Origin of the sequence: Micromonospora phaseoli, assembly GCF_900109115.1 — a bacterium.
Lineage (GTDB): Bacteria > Actinomycetota > Actinomycetes > Mycobacteriales > Micromonosporaceae > Micromonospora > Micromonospora phaseoli.
Genome location: NZ_FNYV01000006.1, coordinates 30310 through 44252 on the forward strand (window position 1 = coordinate 30310; position 13943 = coordinate 44252).

Below are 13943 nucleotides of genomic sequence, written 5' to 3' on the forward strand. Positions count from 1 at the left end.
TCGGACAAGCGGGACGCCCGGCGTTGACATGCGGGAGGCTCCACGGCAGGGCCGGCACTCACCGGCCTTGCCCGTCTTGGTGCAGGAGTCGACACCGCCCTTCTCCGGACCACTGTCCCGGCTCGGCCCACGGCAGCCGACCCCGTCACCGGTCGGCAACTTCGATAGTTTCGGCACTATTGTGGCTTTAGGTGTGCAAAGGTCCGTTTAGACCAATTGCAGTCCCGGTGTGAGTTCGGCTGCTGTCACGGCAGCGCCCGCCGGAGACACACCCATGAGAGGCCATGATCGTGACAGTTATTCCTTTCCGTCATTATCGGCGTGCGGTGCTGCCGGCGCTCGCAACCGTCACAGCGGTCGTCGCGGTCGTCGCCGTGCTGCTTTTCAGCGGCACCGGCGCCAGCGCCCAGCCCGCGCCGGTCGGGCTGGGTACGGCGGCGAACTTCTCGGTCCTGGCCGGCTCCACCGTCACCAACACCGGCCCGAGTTTCCTGGCGCAGGATCTCGGCGTCCACCCCGGCAACACCGCACCGGGCTTCCCCCCGGGCATCGTCGCCGGCGAGTTCCACCTCGGCGACGCCGTCGCCCTGCAGGCCAAGAACGACCTGACCACCGCCTACAACGACGCCGCCGGCAGGGTCCCGTTCACCAACCTCCCCGCGGAACTCGGCGGAACCACGCTCGTCCCCGGGGTGTACCGGATCGGTGCCGCACAACTGACCGGCACCCTGACGCTCGACTCTCAGGCCAACCCGGCGGCCGTGTTCATCTTCCAGATCGACTCCACCCTCATCACCGCCTCCGGCAGCAGCGTCGTCTTCATCAACGGCGCCTCGCCCTGCAACGTCTACTGGCAGGTGGGCAGCTCGGCCACGATCGGCACCGGCACCCAGTTCGTGGGCAACATCCTGGCTCAGACCTCGATCACCATGAACACCGGCGCAACCCTCCAAGGCCGCGCCCTGGCCCGAACCGGCGCCGTCACCCTCGACACCAACACCATTACCGCCCCCGTCTGTCTACAGCCGACAGGAACCCCGACAACCACTCCCACGGCCACCCCCACCGTGACGCCTACCGTGACACCGACGGCTACCCCCACCGCGACGCCCACGGCCACGCCGACCGGCACTCCGACCGGTCAGCCCACCGGAACTCCTACCGCGCTGCCGACTCCCACCCGTACGAAGCTGCCGGTGACTGGTGGCAGCGGCGGTAGCACCCTGGTGCCCGTCCTGACGGCGGTCGGCAGCATCACGGTCGCCATCGGCACAGCGCTGCTCCTCTTCTACCGCCGCAGGACATCACAGTCCTGACCGGGCAGACCCCGGCGGCCGGTCATCGGCCGCCGGGGTCTTGGCGGTTCGAGCATGGCGCCCTCCACCGGTACCTGGGCTGCGAACAAGAGCGGAAAGCCTCACCCTTCGTTCGCGGGATGGTCGATGAGGTGCACGGCGGTGGCTTTGATGGCGGCGGTGATCTGGCGTCCGGGCCGCAGGTCGAGGTGCTCGCCGGTGGGGCGGGTGACGTAGGCGGTCAAGGTGATGCCGGCGTCGAGAGTGACCCGCAGGACAGGGCCGTCGGGGTGTACGGCGGTGACGACGGCGGCCAGCCGGTTGCGTGGGCTGGCGGGGCGGGTCGGGTCCGATAGTTCGAGGGCGATGTCGTCGCCGCGGATGCAGACCAGGGTGCGATCGCCCCGGTTCAGCTCGCGGTGGGGGGTGGCGTGCAGGGTGTGGCCGGCGACGTCGATGTGGGTGAGGTCGTCGTGGTGGCCGGTGACGTGACCGGTGAGGATGGTGTCGATGCCGACGACGGCGGCCACGGCGGCGCTGGCCGGCCGGTTGAACACCTCTTCGACGGGTCCGTGTTGGTGCAGGCGACCATCGATGACGACAGCGATGTGGTCGCCCAGGGTGAGTGCCTCGGTGCGGTCATGGGTGACCACGACGGTGGGGATGCCGGCGGCGAGCAGCAGCCGCCGCAGGTCACCGCGCAGCCGGGTGCGGGTCGGTGTGTCCAGAGCGGACAGCGGCTCGTCGAGGAGCAGCAGTTGTGGTTGGGGTGCCAGGGCCCGGGCCAGGGCAACGCGTTGCGCTTCGCCGCCGGACAGGCCGCGGGTGGGCCGATCGTGCAGGTGAGCGGCGTCGGCGGCGGCCAGGGCCTGCCGGATACGGGCGGGGCGTTGCCGGCGGGGCAGGTGGTGCAGGCCGTAGCCGACGTTGCCGGCGACCGACAGGTGCGGAAACAGGGCGTGGTCCTGGAACAGGTAGCCGATCCGGCGGCGACGGGTGGGCAGGTACACCCGGGCAGCGTCCCAGAGTTGGTCGCCGAACTGGATGTGGCTGCCCGGCTCGGGGCGGTCGAGGCCCGCCAGGCAGCGCAGCAGGGTGGTCTTGCCGGCACCGGACGGGCCGAACAGCACGGTGACCGGGGCGAGGCTGGTGTCGAGGCTCAGGTGCAGGTCGCACACGTGTCGGCGGATACGGGCGGTCAGGGTCGCGGCCATCGGGTCCCCCGTGCGCGGCGCAGGCTGTAGAGGGTGGTCAGGACGAGCAGGGCGAAGCCGAGCATCGCCGCGCTGGTGCGCGCCGCGGTGGCGTAGTCGAACGCCTGGACGCTGTCGTAGATGGTGATCGAGACGGTGCGGGTGGCGCCGGGGATGTTGCCGCCGACCATGAGTACGACGCCGAACTCGCCGACGGTGTGGGCGAAGGTGAGCACGGCGGCGGTGGCCAGCCCGGCCTTGGACAGCGGCAGCGCCACCCGCAGCAGGGTGCCGGCGCGGGTGCGGCCGAGCACGGCGGATGCCTCCAGTAGCCGCCGGTCCAGCCCGGCGAACGCGGCGACCAGGGGTTGCACGGCGAACGGCAGGCTGGACAACACGGAGGCGACCAGCAGGCCGGTGAAGGTGAACGCCAGCGTCGCCCCGGTGGTCTGCTGCCACCATCGGCCGAACGGCGACGCCGTACCGAGCGCGGTGAGCACGTAGAAGCCCAGGACGGTCGGGGGCAGCACCAGCGGCAGCGCGATCACGGCCTCCACCACCACTGCGATCCGGCGGCGCGACAGCGCCAGCCACGCCGCGATCGGCACGGCCAGTGGCAGCAGGATCAACGTGGTCAAGCCGGCCAGCCGCGCGCTGACCCAGATCGCCTGCCAGTCCACGGGGTCAGGACCCGGGCAGGTAGAAGCCGTACCGCTTCAGGATCGCCGTGCCGTCGTCGCCGGTCAGGAACTCGCGCAGCCGGAGGGCTGCGGCCCGGTCGGCCACGCCGGCCAGGACCACCCCGCCCTGGTTCAGACGGGGGAACGACTCCAGCGGCACCTCCACATGCTGGCCACGGTCGGCCAGCTGTGGCGCCAGCGCCAACGACAGCGCGATCACCGACGCGCCGGCGTTGCCCGAGGCGGCGAACTCGGCGGCCTGTGCCACGTTCTCCCCCAGCACCAGCCGCGACTGGACCCGCTCGTAGACGCCGGCGCTGCGCATCGCGGCGACAGCTGCCTTGCCGTACGGGGCGTGCTCGGGATTGGCGATCGCGACCTTGCCCACCGCCGGGTCGGCCACCGCCGCCAGCCCCTTCGACAGGTCGACCGGAGAGTCGTGCGGCACCCACAACACCAGCCGTCCCACCGCGTAGTCGAACACGTCCTGCGGTGCGGCAAGCCCCGCCTCGGCCAGCCGAGTGGGATAGGACAGGTCGGCCGACAGGTACACGTCGAACGGGGCGCCGTTGCTGATCTGCTGGAAGAACGTGCCCGAGGACCCGTACGTGGTCTGCAACCGCATCGGCGGATCGGCCTTCGCCAGCACCGCCGCGACCTCCTCCAACGCGAACTTCAGATCGGCCGCCGCGGCCACCCGCACCACCTGGTGCCCCGCGGGGGTCGCCGGCGTCGCGCCACCACATCCCGTCACCAACGCCACCACGACCAGGGCGGCGGTGGCCGCCCGCAGCCGGCTCATCCGTGTTCCTGCCCGGTCGTGATGACCACCGTGGTGGCCTTGACGACCGCCGTGGCCAGCACCCCGGGCCGCAGGCCCAGCTCCTCGGCGGCTTCGCGGGTCATCAACGACACCAGCCGGAATCGGCCCGCTGCCAGGTCGACCCGCGCCATCAAACCGTCCACGGCCACGTCCGTGACGATGCCGGCCAGGCGGTTGCGGGCCGACGTCCGCCCCGTGTCGTCTGCGGCGGTCTGTTTCCGGGCGAACCGGGCGAGCGCTTCGCCGTCGACGACCTGCCGGCCGGCGCTGTCGCGGGTGGCTGGCAACCGGTTGGAGGTCACCCAGCGGCGCACCGTGTCGTCGCTGACCCCGAGCAGCTCGGCCACCTCGCTGATCCGATATTGCGGCACGAAGAGGACTCTACTACCGCAGCTGCGGGATTCGGCAGTCCCCGTTGGGCGCAATCGCTACATTGCGCGGCTTCGGGCACACCATCCGGCACTCATACTTTCAGCTAGTAATTGGCCACCCTTTCGGGTAGGGTTCGGTCCATCATTTGAACGACATGACGCGGTGGCGAGGCCCGTGGTCGTGGCCTGCGACGACGCACCCGCCCGTGTGTGCGCTCCGGCGACAGCCGGTTTCGGAGATCTTCCGGTCGATCCGATCAACGGGCACTGCGGGAAGGACCACCCGATGGCTACCTTGGAATCGACCACCAGGACCCGCGCCGACCGGCACGGCACCGACCTCCCGGACGACCTGCTGGCCGCGATGGCCGCCATGCCGGCCGACGACCGCCGCCGGCCGGCGCTGCGGGAACGCACGATCGTGGCGTGGCTCCCGCTCGCCCACCACCTCGCCCGCCGCTACTCCGGACGCGGGGTGCCGAACGAGGACCTGGCCCAGACCGCCGTGGTCGGGCTCCTCAAGGCCGTCGACCACTTCGACCCGAGCCGGGGCGTCGACTTCACCGGGTACGCCATCCCGACCATCATCGGCGAGATCAAGCGGTACTTCCGCGACCGCACCTGGGCGGTGCGGGTACCCCGTCGTCTGCAGGAGCTGCGCCTGACGATCACCGAGGCGAACAGCACCCTCACGCACACGCTGGGGCGTTCACCGACCGTGGCCGACATCGCGTCATACCTCGACGTGTCGGAGGAGACCGTGTTGGAGGGGCTGGAAGGAGCCCGGGCCTACCGGTCCACCTCGCTGTCCACTCCGACCGGCGCGGACGGCACCTTGGAACTCGGCGACACCCTCGGTGTCACCGACCACGACTTCGAGCTCGTCGAACTCCGGGTGGCCCTCGGTCCGGCGCTCGCCACGCTGCCGGAGCGCGAGCGCAGGATCCTGACTCTGCGTTTCCACGGCAACCTCACCCAGGCCCAGATCGCCGAACAGGTGGGCGTCTCGCAGATGCACGTCTCCCGGCTCATCACCCGGGCCCTGGCCACGCTGCGGCACCATCTCTCCGACGACCGCGCCTGAGCGAGCCGGAGCCCCACCGTCGTTCACCCGTCCCGGCCGTCGATGACGGCCGGGACGCCGTCATCGACGCATGTTCCGGGACGTCACCGACCCGGACCGGACGGGGCGTCGGACATCAGCGAGCGGCCGGAGCGCGCGGCGGGCCCGGACTCATCGTGGCCGGTGGGTTCGGCGTCCTGATCGCCGCGGCCCACGGTGTGCAGGTGGTGCACGGCCTGCCGGTAGGAGTCGAGGAGAGTGGTCTCGACGTAGGGCACACCGCGATCGAGGCAGAAGGCGCGGACGATGGGGCGGGCATGCCGCAGGGAGGCACGCGGCATGCTGGGGAACAGGTGGTGCTCGATCTGGTGGTTCAGACCACCGAGCATGAAGTCCGTCAGCCGGCTGCCCCGGACGTTGCGGGAGGTGAGGACCTGACGGCGGAAGAAGTCCGTGTCGTCGTCCTCGGCGAGGATCGGCATGCCCTTGTGGTTGGGTGCGAAGGCGAGGCCCAGGTAGACCCCGAAGAGGCCCTGCTGGACGACGACGAAGGCCAGCGCCTGCAGCGGGGACAGCACCGCGATGACCACAGCGAGGTACCCGACAGTGTGCAGCCCGAGCAGCACCGCCTCGCGGCCCCGCTCACGGTAGCTGGATCGAAACAGCGCCCGGACGCTGGCCACGTGCAGGTTGAGGCCTTCGAGCAGCAGCATCGGGAAGAACAGCACGCCCTGGTGGCGAGCGAGGAACCGACCGGCGCCGCGCCGCAGGCGGGCCTGCGCGGGCGTGAACACGATGGCCTCGCCCGAGATGTCGGGATCGAGGCCCTCCTGGTTGGGATTGGCGTGGTGGCGGTGGTGCTTGTCGACCCACCAGCCGAAGGCCAGCCCGATCGCCAGGTTGCCGTGCAGCAGCCCGACCAGGTCGTTGGCCCGGCGGGATCGGAAGATCTGCCGGTGGCCAGCGTCGTGGCCGATGAACCCGGTCTGGGTGAACATCACCGCCAGGAACACCGCGGTGAGCAGCTGCCACCACGACTCACCGACCATTACGAAGATCGTCCAGCCGGCGACGACCAGCGCGGCGTTGAGGGCGATCCTGATCCCGTAGTAGATCGGGCGTCGCTCAAGCAGACCTGCCTGCCGCACCTGGCTCAACAACTCGGCATAGTCGCTGCGGCGGCGCGGCGACCCGGGCCGCACACCTGACATGGTCGAGTCGATGCTACTCACAAGTCCTCCCGGTAATCGATGTTCAGCACTGCGCCGATGTCGAACAGTCCGCGTTCCTGCAGACGACGGCCCGGGGGCACGCAGAGGTGGCGTAGCGGCCGAATTTGATCTTTAGGACCCCATTGTTGACGGCGTTACGCGCGCAGTACGCGAACCGAAGCCGCCGAGGTCCGGGACGACACCCTGAGGGTACTCCTGCCCGGCGGCCGCCTGCTGGGTGAACAGTCAGGCGGACCGCTGTTTTGCGATGTTCCTACGGAGCGCGTTGCTGGGCAACGGCGGTGCGACCGTGGCACGATCACGCTGATGACCAGCAGACCCGCTCCGGAGCAACGCCTACGCGACCTGGCGTTGCTGCGCCGCGTCCGGGACCGGATCGACCGGGAGTACGCGCAGCCGCTGGACGTCGAGGCGCTCGCCCGGGGGGTGAACATGTCGGCCGGGCACCTCAGCCGCCAGTTCCGGCTCGCCTACGGCGAGTCGCCGTACGCCTACCTGATGACGCGGCGCATCGAGCGGGCGATGGCGCTGCTGCGCCGTGGCGACCTCGGCGTCACCGAGGTCTGCTTCGCGGTCGGCTGCTCGTCGCTGGGCACTTTCAGCACCCGCTTCACGGAGTTGGTCGGTGTGCCGCCCAGCACCTACCGGGCCCAGGCGACGCCCGTGACGGCGGGGATACCTCCCTGCCTGGCGAAACAGGTGACCAGACCGATCAGGAATCGAGAAGCGCGGGTGGCCCGGCCGCACCTAGCGTGACTGCCATGGACATCACCATTCACTACACCTTCCTTCCGCAGAACGACCCCGACGCCGCCATGGCCTTCTACCGCGACATCCTCGGCTTCGAGGTGCGAAACGACGTCGGGTACGAGGGGATGCGCTGGATCACGGTCGGTCCCGAGAAGCAGCCGGGCACCTCGATCGTGCTGCACCCGCCGGCCGCCGATCCCGGCGTCACCGATGATGAGCGCCGTACCATCGCCGAGATGATGGCCAAGGGCACGTACGGCGCCATCACCCTGGCCACTTCCGACCTCGACGGTGTCTTCGCACAGTTGGAATCCAGCGGCGCCGAGGTCGTGCAGGAGCCGACCAAGCAGCCGTACGGCGTTCGCGACTGCGCGTTCCGCGATCCGGCGGGCAACCTGATCCGGATCAACGAGGTCGGCTGACCGCAGGCGCGGCGGGCGTCGCACCGCGCACCGGGCAGGACCGCGGTGACGCCCGCCGCGGACGCGTTTTGTCGCAGTGGGCTGATTAGCTCGGATCAGGCGACGCCGACCGGGGGCCGCGAAGGCGGCCCCCGTGACAGATGGGGGCAGGATGAGCATGGCCACGAGGGCCCAGCCGCAGTCGGCGGCGCCGCACAGCGCCGACAGCCACGACCTTATCCGGGTGCAGGGCGCTCGGGAGAACAACCTCTCCGATGTCAGCGTCGAGATCCCCAAGCGTCGACTCACGGTGTTCACCGGTGTTTCCGGCTCGGGCAAGAGCTCGCTGGTGTTCGGCACGATCGCCGCCGAGTCGCAGCGGCTGATCAACGAGACCTACAGCGCCTTCGTGCAGGGCTTCATGCCGACGCTGGCCCGGCCCGAGGTCGACGTGCTCGACGGGCTGACCACCGCGATCATCGTCGACCAGGAGCGGATGGGGGCCAACGCCCGGTCCACCGTCGGCACCGCGACCGACGCCAACGCGATGCTGCGCATCCTCTTCAGCCGGCTCGGCCAGCCGCACATCGGCTCGCCCCAGGCGTTCTCCTTCAACGTCGCCTCGATCAGCGGCGCCGGCGCGGTCACCATCGAGCGCGGGGGCACCACGACGAAGGAGCGGCGCAGCTTCAGCATCACCGGTGGCATGTGCCCGCGCTGCGAGGGCATGGGCCGGGTGACCGACTTCGACCTGTCGGCGCTCTACGACGACAGCAAGTCGCTCAACGAGGGCGCGCTCACCATTCCCGGCTACAGCATGGACGGCTGGCAGGGCCGCATCTTCCGCGGCTGTGGCTTCCTCGACCCGGACAAGCCGATCCGCAAGTACACCGAGCGGGAGCTAGACGACCTGCTCCACAAGGAGCCGACCAAGATCAAGGTTGAGGGCATCAACCTGACGTACGCGGGGCTGATCCCGCAGATCCAGAAGTCGTTCCTGGCCAAGGACGTCGAGGCGATGCAGCCGCACATCCGCGCCTTCGTGGAGCGGGCGGTGACGTTCACCGCGTGCCCCGAGTGCGGTGGCAGCCGGCTCAGCGAGGCGGCCCGGTCGTCGAAGATCAAGGGCATCAACATCGCCGACGCCTGCGCGATGCAGATCAGCGATCTCGCCGAGTGGCTGCGCGGCCTGGCCGAGCCCTCCGTCGCGCCGCTGCTGGCGGCGTTGCGGCACACCCTCGACTCGTTCGTGGAGATCGGGCTGGGCTACCTCTCGCTCGACCGGCCGTCGGGGACCCTGTCCGGCGGCGAGGCGCAGCGCACCAAGATGATCCGCCATCTCGGGTCGGCGCTCACCGACGTCACCTACGTCTTCGACGAGCCCACCATCGGTCTGCACCCGCACGACATCCAGCGGATGAACGGCCTGCTGCTGCGGCTGCGGGACAAGGGGAACACCGTCCTCGTCGTGGAGCACAAGCCGGAGACGATCGCGATCGCCGACCACGTCGTCGACCTCGGCCCGGGCGCCGGCACGGCGGGCGGCACCATCTGCTTCGAGGGCACCGTCGAGGGGCTGCGGGCCAGCGGCACCGTCACCGGGCGCCATCTCGACGACCGGGCCACCCTCAAGGAAACCGTGCGGACGCCCACCGGGCGGCTGCCGATCCGTGGCGCGTCGAAACACAACCTGCGCGACGTCGACGTCGACATCCCGCTCGGCGTGCTCGTCGCCGTCACCGGCGTTGCCGGCTCCGGCAAGAGCTCGCTCATCCACGGGTCGATCCCCGCCGGCGCGGGTGTGGTCTCCGTCGGCCAGGATCCGATCCGCGGCTCGCGGCGGAGCAACCCGGCGACGTACACCGGACTGCTCGATCCGATCCGCAAGGCGTTCGCGAAGGCCAACGGCGTGAAGCCGGCGCTGTTCAGCGCCAACTCCGAAGGCGCCTGCCCCAACTGCAACGGCGCCGGCGTGATCTACACCGACCTGGCGATGATGGCCGGGGTGGCCACCACCTGCGAGGAGTGCGAGGGGAAGCGGTTCCAGGCATCGGTGCTGGAATACCACCTCGGCGACCGCGACATCAGCGAGGTACTCGCGATGTCGGTGCACGAGGCCGAGAAGTTCTTCGGTGCCGGCGACGCGCGTACCCCGGCCGCGCACGCCATCCTCGACCGGCTCGCCGACGTCGGGCTCGGCTACCTCAGCCTCGGCCAGCCGCTGACCACGCTCTCCGGTGGCGAACGGCAGCGGCTCAAGCTGGCCACCCACATGGCCGACAAGGGGGGCGTCTACGTCCTCGACGAGCCGACCACCGGCCTGCACCTGGCCGACGTCGAGCAACTGCTCGGTCTGCTCGACCGACTCGTAGATTCGGGCAAATCAGTCATCGTGATCGAGCACCACCAGGCAGTCATGGCGCACGCCGACTGGATCATCGACCTTGGTCCCGGTGCCGGCCACGACGGCGGCCGACTCGTCTTCGAGGGTACGCCGGCAGAGCTGGTCGCCGCCCGGTCCACGCTCACCGGCGAGCACCTCGCCGCCTACGTGGGCGCCTGACCGAGGGCCGGTCAGGCAGCCCTCGTAGGAGTCGTGTTGAGAAGTAACCGTCCAGGACGCGTCACAGACGTCGAAGACGGGTATCGTCGGTGTCGACGGGCAGTCGCCCGCGACCGGGGTACCGCAATCGGGCCCAGCACGAGCGCCGGACTTCACGGCATCACGCGGCAGGAATCTCCCGCGACCCGATGCGCCCCGCTCCCCTCAAGAAGGACTCTGCATGACTTCGAACGACGAATACGCCTCAGCGTTGTTTCTCGCCGCGCCCAGCCTCGACGAGCCCGAGGACTCGGGTACCAGCGTCGACGGCAGCGAAGAGGCGATGCGGCGACTGCGCCACCCGTTCGCGGTGGGGCCGGCCGCCCCCGCGCGAGGGCGGCCGGCGATGACGGGCGAGCGCCCGGAGCGGCGCAACTGACCAGTCGAATCCTCAGCGATCAGCTACCGCTGCCACTGCTCCGCGGGTAGGCAACTCGGGCCCGGCCGGCCGTAGATCACCGCTCCGTCCGGTCCGGTGTAGCAACGGTCGAGCTGGTCCTCGGGCTGGAACAGCGGGCGTCGGTCGATCTCCGCTCCGCCGCCGTCGTAGCTGACCAACTCGGGACCGCTCTCGGCGGTCAGCCCGGCGCCGGTCGTCATCAGGCCGAACACCCCGGCGGAGAGGCGCGCCAACGTCGTACGACCGTCGCCGTGGTCGAGCAGCAGCCGGTCGACGCGGCCGCTGACCCGGCCGCTGACGCTGACGTCGCCTCCGCCGGGCTCGGTCGAGGTCAGCAGGAGCCGCTGCACCGGTCCAGGTAGCCAGTCGCCGTGCGGCCATCGGTTGGTCGCGCCCCCGCCGTTCGCCTCCTGGCCCGGCCCGGCCAGCCGCATGTCGCAGGTGGCATAGCCGGCAGCGTTCATGAACACCACGAGTGCCCGGTCACCGCGTTCGATCGCCACTGCAAGATCGGTAACGGAGAGCGGGATCCGTTGCTCGGCCGCGGCCCGCCCGGCCGCCACCTCGCGACTGTTCCAGTTCACGCACTGATCGGCTGCCTCGCGCAGCGAGGGTGACAGCTCACCGGCCCCCATGGCCAAGATCTGCAGGTCCCCTCCATCGGGCCGGTTCCACCGGATCGCCGCCACCGCGGAGGTCACGACCAGCAGGACCGCTGCGGCTGCCGCGAGCCGTACCCGCACCGTCCGTGGCCGGCGGCCACCCACCATACGAAGCAGGTGTGCATGCATCGTGCGCGCCGCCACCGGCGGTAGGTCCCGCTCCGCGGGTAGGTCAAGAATGTCGTTCATCGCGTCTCCTCCTCGATCTCCCCAGTCATCAGGCGGGCCAGCCGGCTGCGAGCACGGCTGACCCGGGACCGGACGGCCGCCTCGCTGATCCCCAGCGCGACCGCCGCGTCCGGGTACGAGACGCCCGACCACAGGCACAGCGCCACTGCCTCGCGTTCGGCCGGCGGAAGTCGACGCACGACGGCCAGGATCTCGGCCATCCGCCGCTCGTCGTCCAGCCGGGCGGCCACCTCATCGGCCGGGTCACTCTCGGTGTGACGTTCGGATGGCAGCCGCCGCAGCAACGCCAGCCACCGGCGGGCCGACCGCTGTTGCGAGCGAACCGTGTTGGTGGCCACCACCAGCAACCAGGGCAGCGCCGAGCCCTCGACCAGGCGGGCCTCGCCACGGCGGCGCCAGGCGACCAGGAACGTCGTCTGGGTGACGTCCTCCGCCGTCGACCACGATCCGGTCAGCCGGAACGCGTGGTTGTACACCGCGCGGGAGTACCGGTCGAAGAGCGAGCCGAAGGCCCCCTCGTCACCGGCGGTTATCGAGGACCAGAGGGCCTCATCCGACGGTCGTACCTGATGCGTCACACCACACTATGGCCGCCACATCCGTTCCTGTTGCGGCTCTGCCGTGTACGGGTGCGCCGCAGCGGTGTGCACCTCAGCGGTGTGCACCTCAGCCACCGAGCGTGGCCAACTCCGAGACGACCACGTTCGTCAGTGCCCGGCCGTCCCGGCGGACCTGGCGGAGATACCACTTCTGGATCGGCGCGTGCGTGGTCCTCGCGAACTGCCACGGCCCGCGTGGACTGTTGAGCTGCCCGAGGCCGGCGATCGCGGTGTTGATCTCCTGCGGGCTCGGGTTCGTGCCGGCCGCTGCGATCGCCCGGTCCAGCACGGCAGCCGCGTCGTACGACGCCATCACGATCGAGGTGGGCACCCGGCCGGGATACGCCGCGTTCCAGGCGGAGACGAACTCCCGGTTGGCCGCGTTGTCGAGGTCGGGTGAGTAGTTCAGGCCGTTGTAGATGCCCTCCGCCGCGTCACCCTGCTCGATCAGGCTGGCCGGTTCGGTCACGAAGCCCGCCGCGTAGAGCGGCAGGTCGGCGACGCTCGACTCGGCGTACTGCTTGACGAAGGTGATGGCGTTCTGTGCGTCGAAGAAGCAGTAGATCGCGTCGGCGCCTGACGCGGCGATGGCGTCCAGGTACGGCCCGAAGTCTTCGGTGATCGGGAATGGGGTGAAGACGGCCTGGCCGTCGGGGTTGGCCAACCGGCCGCCGAGGTCGGTGAACGTGTCGACGAAGCCGCGCAACTCGTCCCGGCCGCTCTGGAAATCCGGACCGATGGCGAAGACCGTGCCGCCCTTGACCTGCTGCCGGACGAACGGCGCCATGGCCACACCCGGCTCCACCGAGATGAGGTTGGTGTGCCAGACGTACGACACGTCGGTCAGCGCCGGTCGCCCCAGCGCGCCGACGAGCGGCACTTTGTGCTGGTTGATGAGCGGCAGGATGGCAGCGACATTGCCGCCGTTGATGATGCCGGTGACCGCCGAGACCCGATCCTGTTCCAGCAGCTTCGTGGCGGACTCGACGACCACCCCGGCTTCGTATCCTTCGTCGGCGAGGATCAGCTCGGCCGGGTGGCCGCCCAGCTGTCCCGCGCGCATGTCCAGGTAGAGCTGGAACCCGTCGCGCAGCTCAGAGCCGGGCACCTCGAGCGAGCCGTCGATGTTGGAGATCATCCCGATCCGGATGGTCTGGCGCTCAGGCTCGGACCCGCCGTCGCAGGCCGCGGTGCCGAGCACCAGCACACCGGTCAGGAAGGTCGTGAGCAGGCGTCGGCCGGCCGGGACGGTGCGTCGGGCCGGGCCGGTGACGGTCACAGCATCCCCAACAGCTGGGAACGCACCGCGGGGGTGAGCACCTCACCCATCCGGTTCGCCAGGTCGGTCATCTCGTACGAGACCTGACCCACGTCGCAGACGGGCGAGGCCAGCACGAGCAGCGATGCCCCGTCGCTGAACGCCATGCAGAACATGAAGCCGCCCTCCATCTGGGTCACGTTCGAGATCACCGAGCCGGCCTCGAAGAACCGGGCTGCCCCGACGAGCAGCGCGATCAACCCGCTGCCGGTGGCGGCGAGCTGATCCGCCCGGTCCCGGGGCAGTCCGTGGTTGTGCGCCAGGACCAGCCCGTCGGTCGAGATGGCGAGGGCGTGGCTGACCTCCGGGGTACGGCTGACGAAGTTCTGCAATAGCCAGCTCAGGTCGTTCGGGCTTGTCACAGC

Annotated in this window: 15 protein-coding genes; 6 read left to right on the forward strand and 9 right to left on the reverse strand. The window is 70.1% G+C overall.

Annotated features, from left to right (window positions below; translation table 11 throughout):
- Window positions 1-326 precede the first annotated feature (326 nt).
- Window positions 327-1316, forward strand: a complete 990-nt coding sequence (locus BMY89_RS16395) for an ice-binding family protein (protein ID WP_232521384.1) — start codon at window positions 327-329, stop codon at window positions 1314-1316.
- 101 nt (window positions 1317-1417) lie between these two features.
- On the opposite strand, the gene BMY89_RS16400 is transcribed toward BMY89_RS16395, so the two are convergent.
- Genes BMY89_RS16400 through BMY89_RS16415 form a run of 4 tightly spaced genes read right to left on the reverse strand, consistent with a single transcriptional unit; the run spans window position 1418 to window position 4362 of the window.
- Window positions 1418-2509 (reverse strand): ATP-binding cassette domain-containing protein, encoded by a 1092-nt coding sequence (locus BMY89_RS16400; RefSeq protein WP_092380878.1) that lies wholly within the window; start codon window positions 2507-2509, stop codon window positions 1418-1420.
- Window positions 2494-3168 (reverse strand): molybdate ABC transporter permease subunit, encoded by a 675-nt coding sequence (modB, locus tag BMY89_RS16405; protein ID WP_092380879.1) that lies wholly within the window; start codon window positions 3166-3168, stop codon window positions 2494-2496. Before modB ends, BMY89_RS16400 begins: the two co-directional genes overlap by 16 nt.
- Window positions 3169-3172: 4 nt before the next feature.
- Window positions 3173-3970, reverse strand: coding sequence for a molybdate ABC transporter substrate-binding protein (gene modA, locus BMY89_RS16410; protein ID WP_092380880.1), 798 nt, complete (start codon window positions 3968-3970; stop codon window positions 3173-3175).
- Entirely contained in the window at window positions 3967-4362 is a 396-nt protein-coding gene (locus tag BMY89_RS16415; protein WP_092380881.1) for a TOBE domain-containing protein, read from the reverse strand. The genes modA and BMY89_RS16415 overlap by 4 nt, the downstream gene beginning before the upstream one ends.
- A gap of 286 nt (window positions 4363-4648) precedes the next feature.
- Between BMY89_RS16415 and BMY89_RS16420 the strand changes: the two genes are divergently transcribed.
- On the forward strand, window positions 4649-5446 hold the full coding sequence (locus BMY89_RS16420; protein WP_092381187.1) for a SigB/SigF/SigG family RNA polymerase sigma factor: 798 nt from the start codon (window positions 4649-4651) through the stop codon (window positions 5444-5446).
- A gap of 83 nt (window positions 5447-5529) precedes the next feature.
- Here the strand turns inward: BMY89_RS16420 and BMY89_RS16425 are convergent, their stop codons facing one another.
- Complete coding sequence (locus tag BMY89_RS16425) at window positions 5530-6636, reverse strand: fatty acid desaturase family protein (RefSeq protein WP_092381188.1); 1107 nt, start codon at window positions 6634-6636, stop codon at window positions 5530-5532.
- Window positions 6637-6963: 327 nt separating this feature from the next.
- Here BMY89_RS16425 and BMY89_RS16430 point away from each other — a divergent pair, with 327 nt between their 5' ends.
- The 4 genes from BMY89_RS16430 (at window position 6964) to BMY89_RS16445 (ending at window position 10789) form a co-directional block, all read left to right on the forward strand.
- The gene (locus BMY89_RS16430) at window positions 6964-7413 is read left to right on the forward strand and encodes a helix-turn-helix transcriptional regulator (RefSeq protein ID WP_092380882.1); all 450 of its coding nucleotides are present in this window, start codon (window positions 6964-6966) and stop codon (window positions 7411-7413) included.
- A gap of 5 nt (window positions 7414-7418) precedes the next feature.
- Window positions 7419-7829, forward strand: a complete 411-nt coding sequence (locus BMY89_RS16435; protein WP_092380883.1) for a VOC family protein — start codon at window positions 7419-7421, stop codon at window positions 7827-7829.
- 157 nt (window positions 7830-7986) lie between these two features.
- Complete coding sequence (locus BMY89_RS16440; protein ID WP_198414024.1) at window positions 7987-10371, forward strand: ATP-binding cassette domain-containing protein; 2385 nt, start codon at window positions 7987-7989, stop codon at window positions 10369-10371.
- 220 nt (window positions 10372-10591) lie between these two features.
- Window positions 10592-10789, forward strand: a complete 198-nt coding sequence (locus BMY89_RS16445; protein WP_092380885.1) for a hypothetical protein — start codon at window positions 10592-10594, stop codon at window positions 10787-10789.
- 23 nt (window positions 10790-10812) lie between these two features.
- Here BMY89_RS16445 and BMY89_RS16450 read toward each other — a convergent pair whose 3' ends face one another.
- The 4 genes from BMY89_RS16450 to BMY89_RS16465 form a co-directional block, all read right to left on the reverse strand.
- Window positions 10813-11661, reverse strand: coding sequence for a hypothetical protein (locus BMY89_RS16450; protein WP_092380886.1), 849 nt, complete (start codon window positions 11659-11661; stop codon window positions 10813-10815).
- Window positions 11658-12239 carry an RNA polymerase sigma factor gene (locus BMY89_RS16455; RefSeq protein ID WP_092380887.1) on the reverse strand — a complete coding sequence of 194 codons (582 nt, stop codon included), beginning with the start codon at window positions 12237-12239 and terminating at the stop codon, window positions 11658-11660. Before BMY89_RS16455 ends, BMY89_RS16450 begins: the two co-directional genes overlap by 4 nt.
- Before the next feature lie 88 nt (window positions 12240-12327).
- Window positions 12328-13539 carry an ABC transporter substrate-binding protein gene (locus tag BMY89_RS16460; RefSeq protein ID WP_092380888.1) on the reverse strand — a complete coding sequence of 404 codons (1212 nt, stop codon included), beginning with the start codon at window positions 13537-13539 and terminating at the stop codon, window positions 12328-12330.
- Window positions 13536-13940 carry a roadblock/LC7 domain-containing protein gene (locus tag BMY89_RS16465; protein ID WP_232532325.1) on the reverse strand — a complete coding sequence of 135 codons (405 nt, stop codon included), beginning with the start codon at window positions 13938-13940 and terminating at the stop codon, window positions 13536-13538. The genes BMY89_RS16460 and BMY89_RS16465 overlap by 4 nt, the downstream gene beginning before the upstream one ends.
- Window positions 13941-13943 lie beyond the last annotated feature (3 nt).

Coding starts and splice junctions, on each gene's coding strand:
- BMY89_RS16435 (WP_092380883.1), top strand. CDS start 7,419: ATGGACATCACCATTCACTACACCTTCCTTCCGCAGAACGACCCCGAC.
- BMY89_RS16430 (WP_092380882.1), top strand. CDS start 6,964: ATGACCAGCAGACCCGCTCCGGAGCAACGCCTACGCGACCTGGCGTTG.
- BMY89_RS16450 (WP_092380886.1), bottom strand. CDS start 11,661: ATGAACGACATTCTTGACCTACCCGCGGAGCGGGACCTACCGCCGGTG.
- BMY89_RS16445 (WP_092380885.1), top strand. CDS start 10,592: ATGACTTCGAACGACGAATACGCCTCAGCGTTGTTTCTCGCCGCGCCC.
- BMY89_RS16400 (WP_092380878.1), bottom strand. CDS start 2,509: ATGGCCGCGACCCTGACCGCCCGTATCCGCCGACACGTGTGCGACCTG.
- modA (WP_092380880.1), bottom strand. CDS start 3,970: ATGAGCCGGCTGCGGGCGGCCACCGCCGCCCTGGTCGTGGTGGCGTTG.
- BMY89_RS16425 (WP_092381188.1), bottom strand. CDS start 6,636: ATGTCAGGTGTGCGGCCCGGGTCGCCGCGCCGCCGCAGCGACTATGCC.
- BMY89_RS16420 (WP_092381187.1), top strand. CDS start 4,649: ATGGCTACCTTGGAATCGACCACCAGGACCCGCGCCGACCGGCACGGC.
- BMY89_RS16440 (WP_198414024.1), top strand. CDS start 7,987: ATGGCCACGAGGGCCCAGCCGCAGTCGGCGGCGCCGCACAGCGCCGAC.